19 protein-coding genes are annotated in these 16,571 nt (G+C 66.8%); 8 read left to right on the forward strand and 11 right to left on the reverse strand.

The annotated features are described in order from the left end of the window. Positions 1–151: 151 nt before the first annotated feature. Positions 152–1,063 (forward strand): MBL fold metallo-hydrolase, encoded by a 912-nt coding sequence (locus tag ACQ5SA_RS10260; protein WP_499314165.1) that lies wholly within the window; start codon positions 152–154, stop codon positions 1,061–1,063. A gap of 300 nt (positions 1,064–1,363) precedes the next feature. Here the strand turns inward: ACQ5SA_RS10260 and dinB are convergent, their stop codons facing one another. Continuing rightward, positions 1,364–2,434: a DNA polymerase IV gene (gene dinB, locus ACQ5SA_RS10265; RefSeq protein ID WP_230110323.1), complete on the reverse strand. Its 1,071-nt coding sequence runs from the start codon at positions 2,432–2,434 to the stop codon at positions 1,364–1,366. A gap of 191 nt (positions 2,435–2,625) precedes the next feature. Between dinB and fabA the strand changes: the two genes are divergently transcribed. Together fabA and fabB are read left to right on the forward strand one after the other, a co-directional pair. Then, the gene (gene fabA, locus ACQ5SA_RS10270) at positions 2,626–3,141 is read left to right on the forward strand and encodes a 3-hydroxyacyl-[acyl-carrier-protein] dehydratase FabA (protein WP_025878420.1); all 516 of its coding nucleotides are present in this window, start codon (positions 2,626–2,628) and stop codon (positions 3,139–3,141) included. Next, positions 3,141–4,349 carry a beta-ketoacyl-ACP synthase I gene (gene fabB / locus ACQ5SA_RS10275; protein WP_089238458.1) on the forward strand — a complete coding sequence of 403 codons (1,209 nt, stop codon included), beginning with the start codon at positions 3,141–3,143 and terminating at the stop codon, positions 4,347–4,349. The genes fabA and fabB overlap by 1 nt, the downstream gene beginning before the upstream one ends. A 203-nt stretch (positions 4,350–4,552) precedes the next feature. Here the strand turns inward: fabB and ACQ5SA_RS10280 are convergent, their stop codons facing one another. From ACQ5SA_RS10280 to ACQ5SA_RS10290, 3 genes are read right to left on the reverse strand one after another with little or no spacing between them, the layout of a single operon-like run. Continuing rightward, on the reverse strand, positions 4,553–5,236 hold the full coding sequence (locus ACQ5SA_RS10280) for an HAD family hydrolase (protein WP_340572418.1): 684 nt from the start codon (positions 5,234–5,236) through the stop codon (positions 4,553–4,555). Then, entirely contained in the window at positions 5,233–5,934 is a 702-nt protein-coding gene (locus tag ACQ5SA_RS10285; protein ID WP_353099387.1) for a pseudouridine synthase, read from the reverse strand. Before ACQ5SA_RS10285 ends, ACQ5SA_RS10280 begins: the two co-directional genes overlap by 4 nt. Beyond that, a complete protein-coding gene (locus ACQ5SA_RS10290) occupies positions 5,931–7,001 on the reverse strand; it encodes a class I SAM-dependent methyltransferase (protein WP_099821583.1) in 1,071 nt (356 codons plus the stop codon). Before ACQ5SA_RS10290 ends, ACQ5SA_RS10285 begins: the two co-directional genes overlap by 4 nt. Before the next feature lie 157 nt (positions 7,002–7,158). Here ACQ5SA_RS10290 and ACQ5SA_RS10295 point away from each other — a divergent pair, with 157 nt between their 5' ends. Next, on the forward strand, positions 7,159–7,422 hold the full coding sequence (locus ACQ5SA_RS10295) for a hypothetical protein (protein WP_230110317.1): 264 nt from the start codon (positions 7,159–7,161) through the stop codon (positions 7,420–7,422). A 190-nt stretch (positions 7,423–7,612) separates the two neighbouring features. Here the strand turns inward: ACQ5SA_RS10295 and ACQ5SA_RS10300 are convergent, their stop codons facing one another. Further along, complete coding sequence (locus ACQ5SA_RS10300; protein ID WP_230110315.1) at positions 7,613–7,903, reverse strand: DUF3247 family protein; 291 nt, start codon at positions 7,901–7,903, stop codon at positions 7,613–7,615. A 51-nt stretch (positions 7,904–7,954) separates the two neighbouring features. Further along, complete coding sequence (locus ACQ5SA_RS10305; protein WP_353099389.1) at positions 7,955–9,940, reverse strand: hybrid sensor histidine kinase/response regulator; 1,986 nt, start codon at positions 9,938–9,940, stop codon at positions 7,955–7,957. Between the two features lie 248 nt (positions 9,941–10,188). On the opposite strand from ACQ5SA_RS10305, the gene ACQ5SA_RS10310 reads away from it, so the two are divergent. Further along, positions 10,189–10,755 (forward strand): DUF3016 domain-containing protein, encoded by a 567-nt coding sequence (locus ACQ5SA_RS10310; RefSeq protein WP_499314166.1) that lies wholly within the window; start codon positions 10,189–10,191, stop codon positions 10,753–10,755. On the opposite strand, the gene ACQ5SA_RS10315 is transcribed toward ACQ5SA_RS10310, so the two are convergent. From ACQ5SA_RS10315 to ACQ5SA_RS10325, 3 genes are read right to left on the reverse strand one after another with little or no spacing between them, the layout of a single operon-like run. Beyond that, entirely contained in the window at positions 10,739–10,975 is a 237-nt protein-coding gene (locus tag ACQ5SA_RS10315) for a hypothetical protein (RefSeq protein WP_499314167.1), read from the reverse strand. The genes ACQ5SA_RS10310 and ACQ5SA_RS10315 overlap by 17 nt on opposite strands. A 42-nt stretch (positions 10,976–11,017) precedes the next feature. Beyond that, the gene (alr, locus tag ACQ5SA_RS10320) at positions 11,018–12,088 is read right to left on the reverse strand and encodes an alanine racemase (protein WP_499314168.1); all 1,071 of its coding nucleotides are present in this window, start codon (positions 12,086–12,088) and stop codon (positions 11,018–11,020) included. Next, the gene (locus tag ACQ5SA_RS10325) at positions 12,067–13,371 is read right to left on the reverse strand and encodes a D-amino acid dehydrogenase (RefSeq protein ID WP_099821579.1); all 1,305 of its coding nucleotides are present in this window, start codon (positions 13,369–13,371) and stop codon (positions 12,067–12,069) included. The genes alr and ACQ5SA_RS10325 overlap by 22 nt, the downstream gene beginning before the upstream one ends. Positions 13,372–13,520: 149 nt before the next feature. Here ACQ5SA_RS10325 and ACQ5SA_RS10330 point away from each other — a divergent pair, with 149 nt between their 5' ends. Continuing rightward, positions 13,521–14,000, forward strand: a complete 480-nt coding sequence (locus tag ACQ5SA_RS10330) for an Lrp/AsnC ligand binding domain-containing protein (protein WP_265954740.1) — start codon at positions 13,521–13,523, stop codon at positions 13,998–14,000. A gap of 57 nt (positions 14,001–14,057) precedes the next feature. Here the strand turns inward: ACQ5SA_RS10330 and ACQ5SA_RS10335 are convergent, their stop codons facing one another. Together ACQ5SA_RS10335 and ACQ5SA_RS10340 are read right to left on the reverse strand one after the other, a co-directional pair. Continuing rightward, positions 14,058–14,210, reverse strand: coding sequence for a lana protein (locus ACQ5SA_RS10335; protein ID WP_089238441.1), 153 nt, complete (start codon positions 14,208–14,210; stop codon positions 14,058–14,060). Positions 14,211–14,633: 423 nt separating this feature from the next. Continuing rightward, a complete protein-coding gene (locus tag ACQ5SA_RS10340; protein ID WP_499314169.1) occupies positions 14,634–15,008 on the reverse strand; it encodes a classical arabinogalactan protein 4 in 375 nt (124 codons plus the stop codon). 137 nt (positions 15,009–15,145) lie between these two features. On the opposite strand from ACQ5SA_RS10340, the gene msrB reads away from it, so the two are divergent. After that, positions 15,146–15,613 (forward strand): peptide-methionine (R)-S-oxide reductase MsrB, encoded by a 468-nt coding sequence (gene msrB / locus ACQ5SA_RS10345; protein ID WP_089238439.1) that lies wholly within the window; start codon positions 15,146–15,148, stop codon positions 15,611–15,613. A 101-nt stretch (positions 15,614–15,714) separates the two neighbouring features. Then, positions 15,715–16,569: a flagellar motor stator protein MotA gene (motA, locus tag ACQ5SA_RS10350; protein ID WP_089238437.1), complete on the forward strand. Its 855-nt coding sequence runs from the start codon at positions 15,715–15,717 to the stop codon at positions 16,567–16,569. Positions 16,570–16,571: the final 2 nt, after the last annotated feature.

The following is a 16,571-nucleotide window of genomic DNA, read 5'->3' on the forward strand; positions in this document are numbered from 1 at the left end:
TCTGTAGAGCCGAAGGCAACGGCAGGAGCCGTTGCCAACGTCGCTTGCGACGGCCCGCAGGGGGCCGGGCAAGGACGCCCGGCATAGCCCACGCTCGTCTCAACGCAAACATGCAGCCGAGCATGGCTCGGCTCTACACGAGGAATTCCCCATGCGTACCGCTGCCCTGCTGTTCCCCCTCGCGCTGGCTGCAGGTTTCGCCAGCACCCCGCTGCTGGCCGCACCGGCCGCCCCTGCGCCTGCCAGCGCCGCGAAATCGCAACTGCGCCTGCAGACCTTCCATCCCGGCCCGCAGGCGATGTTCTCGGTGTCCTCGGTGCTGATCGAAGGGCGCAACGACGCGATCCTGGTCAACGCGCAGTTCGCTGCCGGCGATGCGCGCCGGCTGGTCGAGCAGATCCGCGCCAGTGGCAAGCAGCTGACCACCATCTACATCAGCCATGGCGATCCGGACTATTACTTCGGTCTGGCCACCGTGCAGGATGCGTTCCCGCAGGCGCGCATCGTCGCCACCGCGCAGACCGTGGCGCATATCCGTGAATCCCAGGCCGGCAAGCTGGCGTACTGGGGGCCGAAGATGGGCGCCGACGTTCCCGCACGCATCGTGGTGCCGGCGGTACTGGAAGGCGATGCACTGCAGTTGGAGGGCCAGCGCCTGCCGCTGATCGGCCTGGATGGACCGACCCCGGACCGCAGCGTGCTGTGGGTGCCGTCGCTGCGTGCAGTCGTCGGCGGCATTCCGGTGGTGGCCGGCGAGCATGTGTGGATGGCCGATACGCAGACGCCGCAGTCGCATGCCGATTGGCTGCGCACGCTGCAGCAGCTGCAGGCGTTGAAGCCGAAGGTGGTTGTGCCCGGTCATTACGCGGAGGGTGCGGCACTGGATGCCAGTGCGTTGCGCTTCACGGCGGAGTACATCCGTGCCTTCGATGTTGAAACGGCCAAGGCCAAGGACAGTGCGGCGTTGGTGAAGGCGATGCAGGCGCGCTATCCGAAGCTGGCGGGTGTGGCGTCGCTGGAGTTGAGTGCGAAGGTGGCCAAGGGCGAGATGCAGTGGCCGTAGGGTAGGGGGTTTCTTTTGCAGGGCTGCGCCCTGCACCCGCCGAATCGGTAGTGCCGGCCGCTGGCCGGCAACCTAAAAGCCAAAGCAACAGCAGGCATTCCGTGGGCAGGCGGGGTGGGTCCGGTGGCGGGGGACGCCGTAAACCCGTCCTTGGGGGCTTGGCCGCGGCATCCATGCCGCGGACACCCCCGCAACCGGACCCACCCCGCCTTCGACAGTTGGCCGCGATCTGTTGGAACCTGCTGCTGATGGAACCTGCTGTTGATGGTGGGTGCCGACCGTTGGTCGGCACGGCAATGATCAGTGCTCGAACAATTCGCCCTGCACCACGGCTTCCTTTTCGCGGAAACCGCCGAGGCCGACGCCGACGAGACGGTAGCGGGTGTCGGCGGGCAGATCGACGCGGGCGCGCAGTGCCAGCGCGATGTCGCGCAGTTCCGCCATCGATTCCGGCGGGCGTTCCGGGGTGAAGCTGCGGGTGAGGAGGCGGAACTGCGCGGTCTTCAGCTTCAACACCACGGTGTGGCCGATGCGTTCGGTCTTGCGCGTGGCATGCCAGGTCTTCTCGGCAAGCTGCACGATCGCTTCAGCCAGGTCTTCCAGCAACAGGTCCTCGGCGAAGGTGTCTTCGGAGGAGATCGACTGCACCTGCTGGTCGGGCTCTACCGGCCGCTCGTCGACACCGCGGGCGCGGTTGTACAGGCTGCGGCCGAAGCTGCCGAAGGCTTCTTCCAGGTCCGGCAGCGTCCACTGCCGCAGGTCGCCGCAGGTGACGATGCCGCGCGCTGCCAGTTTGCCTTCCATCACCTTGCCGACGCCCGGAACGCGGTTCACCGGCAGCGGCAGCAGGAACGCATCCACCCGCTGCGGCGGAATCACGAACTGGCCATCGGGCTTGCGCCAGTCCGAGGCGATCTTGGCCAGGAACTTGTTCGGCGCGATCCCGGCTGACGCAGTCAGATGGGTTTCCTCGCGGATCTGCGCGCGGATGGTGCGGGCGATGTCGGTGGCCAGCACGATGTCGCTCTTCGGCACCGTGACATCCAGATAGGCCTCATCCAGTGACAAAGGCTCCACCAGGTCGGTATGGCGCAGGAAGATCTCGCGCACGTGGCGTGACACCGCCTTGTAACGTGCGAAGTCCGGGGGCACGAAGATCGCGTCCGGACACAGGCGCTCTGCGCGCATCGCCGGCATCGCCGAACGCACGCCGAACACGCGCGCCTCGTACGAGGCAGCACACACCACTGAACGCGCGCCGCGCCATGCCACGACCACCGGCTTGCCGCGCAATGACGGATCGTCGCGCTGCTCCACCGACGCGTAGAAGGCGTCCATGTCGACGTGGATGATCTTGCGCAGTGCGTTCATGGTTGGGCCCCATGATACCTGCACCGTACCCGTCCAGACGCCGAAGTATGGTCGTTGTGCATCAACGGGATGCGTGGTTTCAGCTGAAAACACTACGCACGCGTACGGAGACGCGGTTTGATATCCGCCTGATCCGTCGTGCATCCTCGGGAACTCGTTGCCTTGTTTTCGCTTCCAGGATTGCGCTTTCCATGACTCGTCTCCACGCGTTCAACCGCGACCAGCTGCTGGCCAGCGCACGCGGTGAACTGTTCGGCGCTGCCGCCGGCCGGTTGCCCAACGACCCGATGCTGATGTTCGACCGCATCACCGAAATCCGCGAGGACGGCGGACCGCATGGCAAGGGCATGGTACGCGCCGAACTGGATATCCGTCCGGACCTGTGGTTCTTCGGCTGCCACTTCATCGGCGACCCGGTGATGCCCGGCTGCCTGGGCCTGGATGCCATGTGGCAGCTGACCGGCTTCTTCCTCACCTGGCTGGGTGCGCCCGGCAAGGGCCGCGCCCTGGGCTGCGGCGAAGTGAAGTTCACCGGCCAGGTGCTGCCCGATGCCAAGCTGGTGCGCTACGAGATCGACATCAGCCGCGTCATCAACCGCAAGCTGGTGATGGCCCAGTCCGACGCGCGCATGTACGTCGACGATCGCGAGATCTACAACGCCCGCGACCTGCGCGTGGGCCTGTTCACTGAAACCGGGAGCTTCTGATGCGTCGCGTCGTCATCACCGGCATGGGCATCACGTCCTGCCTCGGCAATGATCTGGATACCGTTTCGGCCGCCCTGCGCGAGAGCCGCGCCGGCATCACCGCGCTGGCCGACCACGCCGAAGCCGGCCTGCGCAGCCAGGTGGGCGGTCGCGTCGACCTCGACCTGGACGCGCTGATCGACCGCAAGCAGAAGCGCTTCATGAGCGACGCCGCCGCCTTCGCCTATCTGGCGATGGCCGATGCCATCACCGATGCGGGCCTGACCCCGGAGCAGGTCAGCGGCCTGCGCACCGGCCTGATCGCCGGTTCCGGTGGTGGCTCCAGCGAATGGCAGGTGGGTGCGGTCGATCTGCTGCGCAGCCGCGGCGTGCGCAAGGTCGGTCCGTACATGGTGCCGCGCACGATGTGCTCGACCGTGTCGGCCTGCCTGGCCACCGCATTCCAGATCAAGGGCGTCAGCTACTCGCTGTCGGCCGCCTGCGCGACCTCGGCGCATTGCATCGGCGCGGCTGCCGACCTCATCCGCCACGGCGCGCAGGACATCATGTTCGCCGGCGGCGGTGAAGACCTGCACTGGTCGATGAGCGTGATGTTCGATGCGATGGGTGCCCTGTCCACCAGCTTCAACGACACCCCCGCCAGCGCCTCGCGCCCGTACGACAAGGACCGCGATGGCTTCGTCATCGCCGGTGGTGGCGGCATGCTGGTGCTGGAGGATTACGACCACGCGGTGGCGCGTGGCGCACACATCCATGCCGAGCTGATCGGCTATGGCGTGACCTCCGATGGTGCGGACATGGTCGCGCCGTCCGGTGAGGGCGCCGTGCGCTGCATGAAGATGGCGCTGCAGAACGTCGACCGTCCGCTGGATTACCTCAACACCCACGGCACCTCGACCCCGCTGGGCGATGTGACCGAGCTGGGTGCGATCCGCGAGGTGTTCGGCGATGCGATTCCGCCGCTGTCCTCGACCAAGGCGCTGTCAGGCCATTCGCTGGGCGCTGCCAGCGTGCATGAAGCGATCTACTGCCTGCTGATGATGCGCGACGGCTTCGTGGCCGGTTCGGCCAACATCGGCGAGCTGGACCCGAAGGTGGAAGGCTTCCCGATCCTGCGCGAAAGCCGCGAGCAGAAGCTGGACACGGTGATGTCCAACAGCTTCGGTTTCGGTGGTACCAACGCGGCGCTGGTGTTCGGCCGCGTTTGATGTGAGGGCGTGCCGACCAACGGTCGGCACCCACCATGGCCTGCGCACCCACCAGAACGATGGTCGTGGCGGTGTAGAGCCGAGCCCATGCTCGGCTCAGTGCCAACCAAGGTTGGCACCTACCAGAGCGGTAGCGCCGGGCCGTGCCCAGCGAGGGCGGTGAAGCGTGCCGACCAACGGTCGGCACCCACCATCACCCACCGTTACCTCGGCAACAGCGGCAGCAGCAGCGCGTGCGCGTCCACCAGCGAGCCGACGATGCGGTGGCCCAGCGCGCGCAGTTCTTCATCGGGATGCACCAGGTCCGGCACCTGGATCACGGTCATGCCCGCAGCCAGTGCGGCACGCGTGCCGGCCGGGGAATCCTCCAGCGCCAGGCAGCGTTCCGGTGCCTTGCCCAGCCGCTGCGCGGCCAGCAGGTAGATGTCCGGTGCCGGCTTGGCCCGCGCCACGTCGCCACCGGCAACCACCGCATCAAAGTACGGCAGCAGCCCGGTCGCGGCCAGCTTGCGGTTGGCCCGCGGTTGCCGGGTCGAGGTCGCCACCGCACGCGGCACCGCGTGCGACTTCAACAACTCAAGCAGTTCCAGGATGCCCGGGCGCAGCGGCAACCCTGTCTGCGTGCGTTCCTCGTACAGATCATGGCAACGCGCGGCCATCGCCTCGATCATGCTGTCTTCGATGCCCTGTTGGCGCAGCAGCGCTTGGCTGTCGCGGTCGCCAAGGCCGACCATGCGCACGAAGAAACTTGCATCCAAGGGCAGGCCGAACTCCTCCGCCGCCTCGCTCCAGCAGGCAAGCGACACGCGCTCGCTGTCGATCATCAGGCCGTCCATGTCGAAGATGACGGCGTCGGGCAGGAACGGCAGCGCAGCGATGGAGGTCATGGAGCGAACAACGTATCCAGATCGGTGGAGGTCAGCAGCCGCCATTCCCCTTCGGCCAGTCCCTGCAGGTCCAGGCCACCAACACGGCTGCGATGCAGTGCCTGCACGTGGTTGCCTGCGGCAGCGAACATGCGGCGAACCTGATGGTAGCGGCCTTCGTGCAGTATCAGACGCGCCTTGCGCGGCCCGAGCACCTGCAGTTCAGCCGGCAGCAGGGGCGTCTTCTCCGCTTCCAGCATCAACGTGCCGCTCGCAAACAGCGCCACCTCGTCACCGCGCAGGTCGTCGGCCAGCTCTACTTCGTAGACCTTGGGCAGCTTCGACTTCGGCGAGATGATCCGGTGTAGCAGGTTGCCGTCGTCGGTCAGCAGCAACAGGCCGCTGGTCTCGCGGTCCAGGCGGCCGACGGTGGACAGCACCGGGTCGCGGTCGCGGAAGCGCGGCGGCAGCAGGTCGTAGATCAGGCGGCCCTTGTCCTTGGTCGAACAGGTGTAGCCGGCCGGCTTGTACATCGCCAGTGACAGGCCCACCGGCGGGTCCAGCGGCTCGCCGTCGACCCGAACCGCTTCATGCGGCACCTGGTCGTCGGCATACAGCACCTCGCCGTCGGCGTCGGTAACGCGGCCTTCGCGGAACATCCACTGCACCTGCTTGCGGCTGCCGTAGCCGAGGTTGGCGATGTGCTTGACCAGCTTCACCGGCCTTTCCCCTTGCCCTTCACGGCCTCGACCAGCTTGAAGCCATCGCGCTCGGCAACCACGCGCACCGCGCCGAAGCTCTCGTTGAGCGTGTACTCGTACGGCAGGTGGCGGTTGGCCACCACGTACAGGCGCCCGCCCGGGCGCAGCGCCTGCGCGGCCACGGCGATGAAGCGCTGGCCGATGTCCGGGCGATCCGCACGCGAGGGCGTGTGGAACGGCGGGTTGCTGATGATGACGTCGTAGTCCGGCTCGATGCCGGCGGTGACGTCGCGCCACAGGAACCGCAGCGGCACCGGGCGCGGTGGCGGCGCCAGATTGAGTTCGGCCAGGTCCAGCGCGCGCTTCTCGGCCTCGTACAGGTCCAGCGCGGTGATCTTCGGGCAGCGCTCCAGCAGCTCGCGCGACAGGTAGCCGTAGCCGGCACCGAGATCGGCCGCACGCCCGGCCAGGTCGGCCGGCAGGTGTTCGGCAAGCAGCGCCGATGCCGGATCGATGCGGTCCCAGGCGAACACGCCCGGGCGGCTGAGGAAACGGCCGCCGACGATCGGCCGCACCGCGTCCAGGCTGCCCCAGCGCTTGGCCACGTCCGCATCGTGCTGGCCCTGCAACGGCGCCGTCCAGAACACGCGGCAGTGGTTCTTGGTCAGGCTGCCGCCGAGGCCGGCCAACTGCTTCAGGTCGCCTTCGCCGGAGCGGGCGCCTTCGTTGTTGTGCTGGCAGGCCACGATGCGGCCACCCTCGGCGACCAGCGCCAGGGCGCGGGCGAACAGCGCGCGGGCTTCCTCGCGCTGGCGCGGCGGCAGCACCAGCACCAGCGGGTAACGGCCGCGGCCGGCAACATCATCCAGCTGCCCGCTGACGGTCCAGCCAGCGGCCTGCTGCAGCGGCTGCGCGAACGGGGCGAAGCTCTGCTCGCAATCCACCTCGCGGCCGCCGGCCTGCTCGCGCAGGGGCCAGCCGTCACGGGCGCGCAGGAAGGCCACCGGACCCTCCGGCCAGCGCAGGGCGCCGCTGGAGAACGGCAGGAACAGGGTCTGCAGGGGGGCGTCGTCGCTGGATGCCATCGGCGCGGGTACTGGAAGCGTGAGGGCCGTCCATTGTACCGGCTTGTCCGTCCCTGGCCCCGGCCGTCGCTTTGCGAAACTTCAACGTTGCCTTGATGCCGCAGCAACATGCCAGCGTTCAGGGTAGAAGCTCCCCCGCAACTCCTGGAGATCCTGCATGCGTGCCTTGTTCGTCGGAGGTGTTGTCGACAACAGTGAAATGGACCTGGAAGGCAGCCATCCCCCCGTGCATTACCCGGAGGATACCGGCGGCGGCCATTCCCGCTATCGCCTGCACCAGGTCGGCCACGGCGCCGATGGCAGCGTGGCCTACGCCGTCTATGGCGCGCCGGATCTGGCCGATGATGAAGTGAGCCGGGTAGCCGAGGAACGCGCCTATGCGCGCAGGTTCGAGGCGACGGCAACGCTGTTCGAACACTGACCACCGCAGACCGTCGCAGCCACGCATGGCGTGGCTCTACTGGTGATCCACGCCCACTGCAGCCACGCATGGCGTGGCTCTACTAGAGATCCACGCCCACTGCGGATGCGGTCACAGTAGATCTACGCGATGCGTGGGTTTTTGCCGGAGTAGATCCACGCCATGCGTGGATGGCGCTGGCTGGTTGCCGTCAGCGCTTCGGCGGCAGCTGGCGGATGCTGTCGATTTCATCCAGCCAGACGTGATGCTGCTGCACCGGTGTATCCAGATCGTCCAACCGCAGCTGGCCATTGCTGCCTTCGTCGCCGGCCTCATTTCGGTATTGCTGCAACGTCGGTTGCACGGCCACGGTACCCAGCAAGCGGCGACCGTCGTGCAGGATCAGCTGCACCTCGGTTTCCCCGTGCAACTGCGGCAGCAGGGCTTCCAGGCGCGCGATCTGCGCGGCATCGGTATGGATTCGCGGAGCAATACGGGACATCGGCGACCTCCTGCGTGCAGGCGTGCAGGGTCGCCGATCAGCCGTGAATGCTCAGTGCAGCAGGCCGTCCCCGCGCGTGGCCTGCACGCGCCGCACCACACCAACCAACTGGGCCACCGAATACGGCTTGGCCACATGCTCCTGGAAGCCGGAGGCCAACGCACGGCGACGGTCATCGGCACGTGCCAGCGCCGTCACCGCCACCGCTGGCAAGGCCGCGGCGTCCACACCCAGGTCGTCGCGCAGTGTGCTCACCAGGCCATAGCCATCCATGCCCGGCATGCCGATGTCGGTCAGCAGCACGTGGTACTGCAGGTGGCCATTGTCGGCCAGCAGCGCCAGTGCCTCGCCCGCAGAGCTGGCCGCCGACACGCTGGCGCCCTGCTCTTCCAGCATGCGCCGCAGGTACTCCAGAACTTCAGGCTGGTCTTCCACCGCCAGCACATGCAGGCCGCGCAGCGGATACGGCTCGACCACCATCGGCTCCAGGATCGGACCGCTGACGACCTCACGTAGCGGACGCCGTTCGGCATCAGGCAGGTGCTGCGGCAGGCGCACGGTGAAGGTGGCGCCGTGACCGTGGCCATCGCTGGCCGCGCTGACCGTACCGCCGTGCAGTTCGACCAGCTGCTGCACGATCGCCAGGCCCAGACCCAGACCGCCATGACGGCGGGTAGTGGTGCCGTCGGCTTGGCGGAAGCGGCTGAACAGGTGGTTCAGAAACTCCGGCGCGATGCCATCGCCGGTATCGCGCACGGTGATCGTCCAATAATTGCCATCGGCCTGCAGCTGCACGTCGATGCGGCCTTCGGCCGGGGTGAATTTGATGGCGTTGGACAGCAGGTTCCAGAACACCTGCTGCAGCCGGGTGGCGTCGCCCAGTACCGGGCAGGCCTGCGCTGGCAACTGCAGGGTGACATCCAACGCCTTGCCCTCGGCCACCAGCTCCTGCGCGCCCATCGCTTCGTTCAATTGATCGCGCAGGTCCAGTACTTCCACTTCCAGCTGCACCTTACCCAGCAGCATGCTGCTGAGATCGAGCATGTCCGAGATCAGCCGCTTCTGCGCGGTGGCACTGTTGGCGATCACGCCCAGGCCCTTGTACAACGGACTGGTCGCATCGACGCGCTGCAGCAGCAGTTCGCTCCAGCCCAGGATCGTGGTCAGCGGCGTGCGCAGCTCGTGCGACAGCGTGGCCAGGAATTCATCCTTCAGCCGCGCCATGTTTTCCGCCGCACTGCGCGCGGCACGCTCGGACTGCAGCAGCTCCTCGCGCGCCAGTTCGATCTCGCGACGCTCGGTGACATCCGGGCTGCTGCCGGCCAGGCCGATGAAGCGGCCCATCCGCGAGAAGCGCGGACGTGCGTTCATTTCCAGCCAGCGCCACTGCCCATCGGCGCGGCGGGCGCGCACCAGCGCATGCATCGAACGCTGCGCTTTCAGCGCTTCCTGCAGTTCGTACTCGAACACCGAGGCATCGTCGGGATGCACCAGACCGCGCCAGACATCTTCCGGCACACGGTTTTCGTCGCCACCGAAGAACTCGCTGAAGGCACTGTTGACGAAGCGGGCGTGGCCGCGCTCATCCAACACCCATACCGGCATCGGCAGGCCATCGGCCAACGCACTGAAACGCGCTTCGCTCTCGCCCAGCTCCACTTCCATCTGCTTGCGCGCGGTCACATCGAAGAACAGGATGCCGACCTTGTCCTCCTCAGGCCGGCCGACCCGCACCGCATCCACCGCGAACGTGCGCCCGAGGGCACGGGCGTCCATCTCGAACTGGGCCGGTCGCCCGGTCCGCGCGACTTCCCCATAAATGCGGAACCAGTCACGTTCGTGCTGGGGCTCCAGTGTGCTCATGCGCTTGCCACAGGCATCCTTCAGGCCGGTGTGGCGCTCAAAGGCATCGTTGACCTCGAGGAAGCGGTAATCGATCGCCTCGTCGCCGTCGAACAGCACCTGGATCACACAGAAACCTGCGTGGATGCGCTCAAGCACGCCATGGTGCAGGTCGGGTTCGGGCGTCGGCACCATCAAGGGTGAGCGCTCCACAAGGGGCGGCAGTGTGGACAAGGGCGTGGGGAGAAAGACCGGATGGAGGTACAGCATCTTCCAGAGCGCGTATTCACAGCGTCAAGCGCCGTCAGTCAGGGTTGACGACCATGAATTGGCGGCAACTGTTGACGCATTTGACGCTACTGGCCATTGCTGTGGCCCTCCGGCGGGATCAGACTCGATCCGAGATCATCATCCTCCCCGCTTCGGGGATGCAGGAGACTGCCATGAAAGGTTCGCTTTCAACCGCCCTGCTGCTGGCCGGCATGCTTGCCGTGGGCAGCGTGGCCGCCGCGCCGCGGACGGTAACGGCGCCCGATGCACCGCGCGCGCTGCAGGCCGACGGCCCGGTCAGCGTGAAGTGGGACGATCCGGCGAAATTCACCGAGATCCGCCAGACCACCAATCGCTTCGAGGCTGAACGCGGTGATTGGGTGCAGCAGCTGGCGCGCTACGTGCAGACCAGCGCCGCCAAGCCACTGCAGCCCGGGCAGACGCTGGACGTCACATTGGTCGATATCAAGCGCGCGGGCGACTACGAGCCCTGGCACGGCCCGCGTGGCAGCGACATCCGGATCATGCGCGACATCTACCCGCCGCGGATCACCCTGCAGTACACGCTGAAGGATGCCAGCGGGCGCATCATCGATGAAGGCGACGCACGCCTGAGCGACAGCGGCTACCTGCACAACATCGGCCTGAGGAGCGATACCGATCCGCTGCGCTATGAGAAGCGTCTGATCGATGATTGGGTGAAGCGCCAGCTGACCTCGCGCGTTACCGCTGCGCGGTAATCCCGCGCAGCGCGACCCACCGGTAGGTGTCGACCTTGGTCGACACACATCCACGGCGCCGACCAAGGTCGGCCGCTACCAGAGCCGTGCGCAGCGTCCGATCGATCCGGTAGGTGTCGACCTTGGTCGACACGCACTCACAGCGCCGACCAAGGTCGGCCGCTACCAGAGCTGTGCGAAGCGCCTGATCGATCCGGTAGGTGTCGACCTTGGTCGACACACATTCACGGCGCCGACCAAGGTCGGCAGCTACCAGAGCCGGTCAATCCTGGTAGACGCGTGCCACGCGCTTGACGCCACACGGCAGCTGGTAGGCACTGACACCGCAGCGCGGGGCCAGCTCTGACAGGGTGGGTGCAGTGCCCCACAGCTCCACCACGCTGCCGACGCCGGCCTGCGCATGGGCGGTCAGGTCGACGGTCAGCATGTCCATCGACACGCGGCCGATCACCCCACCGGGTTGGCCATCGATCAACACCGGGGTGCCATTGGGCGCGAACTGCGGATAACCATCGGCATAGCCCAGTGCGACCACGCCCACGCGTGTGCGTGCCTTGGCGACGAAGCGCGCACCGTAGCCGACCGGTTCACCGGGCTCGATCCAGCGCTCGGCGATCACCTTGGACTGCATCGTCATCACCGGGCGCAGGCGCGCAGTGAGTTCGCTGTTGTCCGGCAGCGGATTGGCGCCGTACAGCATCAGGCCTGGGCGCACCCAGTCACTGCGTACGTCGGGCCAGCCCAGCAGCGCCGGCGAATTGCAGACGCTGGTCTCACCTTGCAGGCCTTCGATGGCCTCGACGAAGGTGGCGGCCTGCTCATGGGTACGCTCGCTGTCCAGCTCGTCTGCACGTGCCAGATGGGTCATCAATACAATGCGCGCCACCTGCGGCAGTGCAGACAAACGTGCGTGCGCGGCGCGGAAACCGGCAACGTCCAGGCCAAGCCTGTGCATGCCACTGTCCAGCTTCAGCCACACCGTCAGCGGACGCGGGCTGTCGAATGCGGCCAGTGCTTCCAGCTGCCACGGCGAACCGACCGAGAACCACAGGTCATGCTCGGCCACCAGCGCCATTTCGCTGGGCTCGAAGATGCCTTCCAGCAGCAGGATCGGTGCACGGATACCGGCCTGGCGCAGCTCCAGTGCCTCTTCGATGGTGGCGACGCCGAAGCCGTCAGCCTCACCTTCAAGCGCCTGCGCGCAGCGCACCGCGCCGTGGCCATAGGCATCGGCCTTGATGATCGCCAGCGCCTTGCCACCGCCCAGCTCACGGGCCAGGCGATAGTTGCTGCGCAGTGCGCCCAGATCGATCAGCGCGCGGGCAGGACGCATGTGCGGTTCTCATGTTGCGGGGCGTGGCGGTACTGGCCGTAGCGGAAGATATCCAGGCCTTCGGTGCTGATCTGCGGCTGGCGCGCGCTCATCAGGTCGGCCAGGTAGCGGCCCGAGCCGCAGGCCATGGTCCAGCCCAGCGTGCCGTGGCCGGTGTTGAGGAACAGGTTGCGGAACGGCGTAGCGCCGATCACCGGCGTGCCGTCCGGCGTGGCCGGGCGCAGGCCGGTCCAGAACTCGGCCTTGGCCAGGTCACCGCCCTTCGGGTACAGATCCCGCACCACCAGTTCCAGCGTCTCGCGCCGACGCGGCGACAGCGACAGGTCGAAACCGGCCACTTCGGCCATGCCGCCGACGCGGATGCGGTTGTCGAAGCGCGTCACTGCAACCTTGTAGCTCTCATCGAGGATGGTCGAGGTGGGCGCCATTGCCGGGTCGGTGATCGGCAGGGTCAGCGAGTAGCCCTTCAGCGGATACACCGGCAGGCGCATGCCCAGCGGCGCAACCAGCGCCGGCGAATAGCTGCCCAGTGCGACCACGAAGCGGTCTGCGGTTTCCAGCTTGCCGCCGATGCGTACACCGGTGATGCGGTCACCGTCGAATTCCACGCCGGTGATGTCCTGGTCGTAGCGGAACTCGACACCCGCTTCGGCCGCCATCTGCGCCAGGCGACGGGTGAACAGCTGGCAATCGCCGGTCTGGTCACGCGGCAGGCGCAGCGCGCCGACCAGGCCATCGACGTGGGCCAGCGCAGGCTCGGCCTTGATGATGCCGGCGCGATCCAGCACTTCGTACGGCACGCCGTACTGGGCCAGGATCTCGATGTCCTGCGCCGATGCATCCAGCTGCTGCTGGGTGCGGAACAGCTGGGTGGTGCCCAGGTCGCGCCCTTCGAAATCGATGCCGATCTGCGCGCGCAGCTCGTTCAGGCAGTCGCGGCTGTACTCGGACATGCGCACCATGCGCGCCTTGTTGATCGCGTAGCGCTCGTGGGTGCAGTTGCGCAGCATCTGCCACAGCCAGCGGTACTGGGCCAGGTCCATGCCCGGCTTGATCGCCAGCGGTGCGTGCTTTTCGAACAGCCAGCCGATGGCCTTCTTCGGTACGCCCGGGGCGGCCCATGGCGAGGTGTAGCCGAAGGACAGCTGGCCGGCATTGGCGAAGCTGGTTTCCAGCGCGGGACCGGGCTGGCGGTCGACGACCGTGACTTCAAACCCGGCCTGTCGCAGGTACCAGGCACTGGTGGTGCCGATCACGCCGCTGCCGAGAACTAGGACTCGCATGGAAATTCTCCAACCCGATCATTCCCTGCATTTGTGTGCGCAGGGGCCATAATCGGGGAAGTATATTCTTCCGTTCCTAGATGATTTGCCTGATTTTAGGAATACAGGCAGGATATTTTCCTATGATTCATTCCCCAAGGTTGACGGCCATGACCACCCGCCCCCGCGAACTGGACAAGATCGACCGCAAGATCCTGCGCATCCTGCAGGGCGAAGGCCGCATCTCCTTCACCGAGCTGGGCGAACGCGTTGGTCTGTCGACCACCCCCTGCACCGAGCGCGTGCGCCGGCTGGAGCGCGAAGCGGTGATCACCGGCTATCACGCCCACCTGGACCCGTCGGCGCTGAAAGCCAGCCTGCTGGTGTTCGTGGAGATCAGCCTGGCCTACAAATCCGGTGACATCTTCGAGGAGTTCCGGCGGGCGGCGCTGAAGCTGCCCAACGTGCTGGAATGCCATCTGGTGTCGGGCGATTTCGATTACCTGTTGAAGGCGCGGATCAGCGAGATGGCCTCCTATCGCAAGCTGCTTGGCAGCACCCTGCTGACCCTGCCGCATGTGCGTGAATCGAAGAGCTACATCGTGATGGAAGAGGTCAAGGAGACCTGGACGCTGCCGATTCCCGATTGAGTCGACGGGCGGCAGCGGGACCAGACCCCGTAGCACGGGCTCTGGCCCCTGGCTGCATCAGCGCTGCTGCGGGTTCTTCATGGAACCCTGTTGCGGATTCTTCTTCTGCTGCTCGTTCGGCTGCTGTTGCTGTTGCTGCTGGCGCTGCTGGTCCTGCGGTGTTTTGCCCTGCTGTTCCTTGCCGGGATGACGGTTCTGCTGGTTGGCCATGATCGTATTCCAAGGGGACGAGGGAAGCGCGACGGCGGGGATGCCGGCGCAGGTCCACCGTGGTCCTGGCGCGGTTAATCGCAGGCGAAAAACGGGTGATGCGGGGTGTGGAGGGCGGGGGCTGTTTTCCGGCGTTCATGTGGGTGGCGGGTTTCCTGCCAACGGCTGAGCCCCTCGTGGCTGGGGCCTGGTGCGGCGCTGCGCGTTGGCCGGGCGGGTGGGCTGTGCAGGGGACGCCGTGAATACGTCCCTGTAGGCTCGGGCGCGCCATCCATGGCGCTTACGCCCCTGCACAGCCCACCCGCCCGGCCTTGGACAGGTTCATGCGGGCGCCAGCCACGGAAAAGAAAAAGAAAAAAGAGCGACAGCGGGTCGCTGCGCTCTCTCTCTCTATGGTTACGCGATCGGTTGCAGGCGCTGGGGTCAGCGCTTGATCTGCTGGCCGTCGCCGGTGGGTACGCTGTCGTAGTAGCGGCCGGTGCGCGAATCGAACACGCGGTTGGGGCCGACCGGTTTGACGCCGGGAACGATGCGGCCGTTGCGGTCGTAGACCTTGTCCGGCAGTGTCGGTGCGGGCGTGGGGGTCACCTGGGCGGGGCCGGTCGAGCGGATCGGCTGGGCCGGCTGCGGCGAGGGCAGCACCTGCGGCTGCGGGCGCGATGCCTGCGGTGGCGGGGCTACGGGCGGCGGTGCCACCGTCGAGCTGCTGCGGGTGGCGGTCGGATTGCCGGTGGGCACCTGCGCCTGGGCGAGCAGAGGCAGCAGGGCCGACAACAGCAGGACAAGGCGGGGTTTCATGGCGCGCTCCAGGGTGGTCCACATTCACCCTGCGCCTGCCCCTGTGTGCCGGCCATGAACGGCCATCACACTTGCAAGCGTGTGCCGACACCCCCACGTCTGCGGCATCCCAGGCCACAACCCCACGGAGAGCCGGCATGAGCGCTTTCGATCTGACGCCCCCCACCGCCACGCAGACCGAGGCCCTTGTCGCAGGGCTCAGCGCCGAGGAGCGCCGCGTGCTGCTGCAGCACGGCACCGAGGCGCCCTTCTGCGGGGTGTTCCTCGACAACAAGCGTGAGGGCGTCTACTGCTGCCGGCTGTGCGCGCTGCCGCTGTTCCGCTCCAGCACCAAGTTCGATTCGGGCACCGGCTGGCCCAGTTTCTTCGCTCCGTTCGACCCGGCGCATGTGCGCGAGATCCGCGACAGCAGCCACGGCATGGTGCGCACCGAGATCACCTGCGCCCGCTGCGGCAGCCACCTGGGCCACGTGTTCCCGGACGGTCCGCCGCCCACCTACGAGCGCCACTGCCTGAACTCGGTCTCACTTTCGTTCACCGGCAACGGCGAGCCCTGGCCCGATCCGCTGCAGCGTGGCGGCGCGGAAGCCGGCGTGGCGGGCTGACACCCGCCGCAATGGCCCGCTGACCGACTTCACAGAATTCCCTCTTCAGAAACACCGGTGTCAGGCCGACAAGGAGATATCCCCCCTCCTTGCGTCGCGCCATGCTCATCATCGTTGGATTCCTGGTCGTCATCATCAGCGTGCTGGGCGGCTACCTCGGCGCACACGGCCGCCTTGGGGCGCTGTGGCAGCCTTACGAACTGGTCATCATCGGCGGTGCCGCGCTGGGTGCATTCCTGGTCGGCACCCCGGCCAAGACGGTCAAGCAGACGCTGCAGGCCATGGTCGGCGTGTTCAAGGGCCCGCGCTACAAGCAGCAGGACTACATCGATGTCCTCAGCCTGGTATACGAACTGCTCAACAAGGCCCGCCGTGAAGGCTTCATGGCGCTGGAAGACCACGTCGAGCGCCCGGCCGAAAGCGCGCTGTTCGGCAACTACCCGAAGGTGCAGGCCGATCACCACCTGATCGACTTCATCACCGACTGCCTGCGCCTGATGATCGGCAGCAACATCGAGCCGCACGAGCTGGAGCCGCTGCTGGAGCTGGAGCTGGAGAAGCACCACGCCGAAGCGATGGCACCGTCGCAGGTGATGAACAAGGTGGCCGACGGCCTGCCCGGTTTCGGCATCGTGGCGGCGGTGCTGGGCATCGTCATCACCATGGGCTCGATCGGTGGCGACATCGTCGAAGTGGGTGGCCATGTGGCCGGCGCGCTGGTCGGTACCTTCCTCGGCATTCTGCTGGGCTACGGCTTCGTCGGCCCGATGGCCTCGGCGATGGAAGCCCGTGCCGAGCAGGACAGCCGCATCTACGAGTCGGTGAAGACCGCCCTGCTGGCCTGCCTGCGCGGCTACAACCCGAAGATCGCGCTGGAGTTCGCCCGCAAGACGCTGCCGTCGAACGTGCGCCCGGCGTTCTCCGACTTCGAGCAGCACCTGAAGACGGTCAAGTAAGC

The sequence above is a fragment of the Stenotrophomonas indicatrix genome, assembly GCF_050573115.1.
In the GTDB taxonomy this organism is placed as follows: domain Bacteria; phylum Pseudomonadota; class Gammaproteobacteria; order Xanthomonadales; family Xanthomonadaceae; genus Stenotrophomonas; species Stenotrophomonas lactitubi_A.

Bases quoted from the DNA above. Each gene is read 5' to 3' on its own strand.
- msrB (WP_089238439.1), top strand. From the start codon at position 15,146: ATGAGCGCTTTCGATCTGACGCCCCCCACCGCCACGCAGACCGAGGCC.
- ACQ5SA_RS10340 (WP_499314169.1), bottom strand. From the start codon at position 15,008: ATGAAACCCCGCCTTGTCCTGCTGTTGTCGGCCCTGCTGCCTCTGCTC.
- motA (WP_089238437.1), top strand. From the start codon at position 15,715: ATGCTCATCATCGTTGGATTCCTGGTCGTCATCATCAGCGTGCTGGGC.
- ACQ5SA_RS10305 (WP_353099389.1), bottom strand. From the start codon at position 9,940: ATGGTGCCGACGCCCGAACCCGACCTGCACCATGGCGTGCTTGAGCGC.
- ACQ5SA_RS10335 (WP_089238441.1), bottom strand. From the start codon at position 14,210: ATGGCCAACCAGCAGAACCGTCATCCCGGCAAGGAACAGCAGGGCAAA.
- ACQ5SA_RS10280 (WP_340572418.1), bottom strand. From the start codon at position 5,236: ATGACCTCCATCGCTGCGCTGCCGTTCCTGCCCGACGCCGTCATCTTC.
- fabA (WP_025878420.1), top strand. From the start codon at position 2,626: ATGACTCGTCTCCACGCGTTCAACCGCGACCAGCTGCTGGCCAGCGCA.
- fabB (WP_089238458.1), top strand. From the start codon at position 3,141: ATGCGTCGCGTCGTCATCACCGGCATGGGCATCACGTCCTGCCTCGGC.
- ACQ5SA_RS10310 (WP_499314166.1), top strand. From the start codon at position 10,189: ATGAAAGGTTCGCTTTCAACCGCCCTGCTGCTGGCCGGCATGCTTGCC.
- ACQ5SA_RS10330 (WP_265954740.1), top strand. From the start codon at position 13,521: ATGACCACCCGCCCCCGCGAACTGGACAAGATCGACCGCAAGATCCTG.
- ACQ5SA_RS10325 (WP_099821579.1), bottom strand. From the start codon at position 13,371: ATGCGAGTCCTAGTTCTCGGCAGCGGCGTGATCGGCACCACCAGTGCC.
- ACQ5SA_RS10290 (WP_099821583.1), bottom strand. From the start codon at position 7,001: ATGGCATCCAGCGACGACGCCCCCCTGCAGACCCTGTTCCTGCCGTTC.
- alr (WP_499314168.1), bottom strand. From the start codon at position 12,088: ATGCGTCCTGCCCGCGCGCTGATCGATCTGGGCGCACTGCGCAGCAAC.
- ACQ5SA_RS10300 (WP_230110315.1), bottom strand. From the start codon at position 7,903: ATGTCCCGTATTGCTCCGCGAATCCATACCGATGCCGCGCAGATCGCG.
- ACQ5SA_RS10295 (WP_230110317.1), top strand. From the start codon at position 7,159: ATGCGTGCCTTGTTCGTCGGAGGTGTTGTCGACAACAGTGAAATGGAC.
- dinB (WP_230110323.1), bottom strand. From the start codon at position 2,434: ATGAACGCACTGCGCAAGATCATCCACGTCGACATGGACGCCTTCTAC.
- ACQ5SA_RS10260 (WP_499314165.1), top strand. From the start codon at position 152: ATGCGTACCGCTGCCCTGCTGTTCCCCCTCGCGCTGGCTGCAGGTTTC.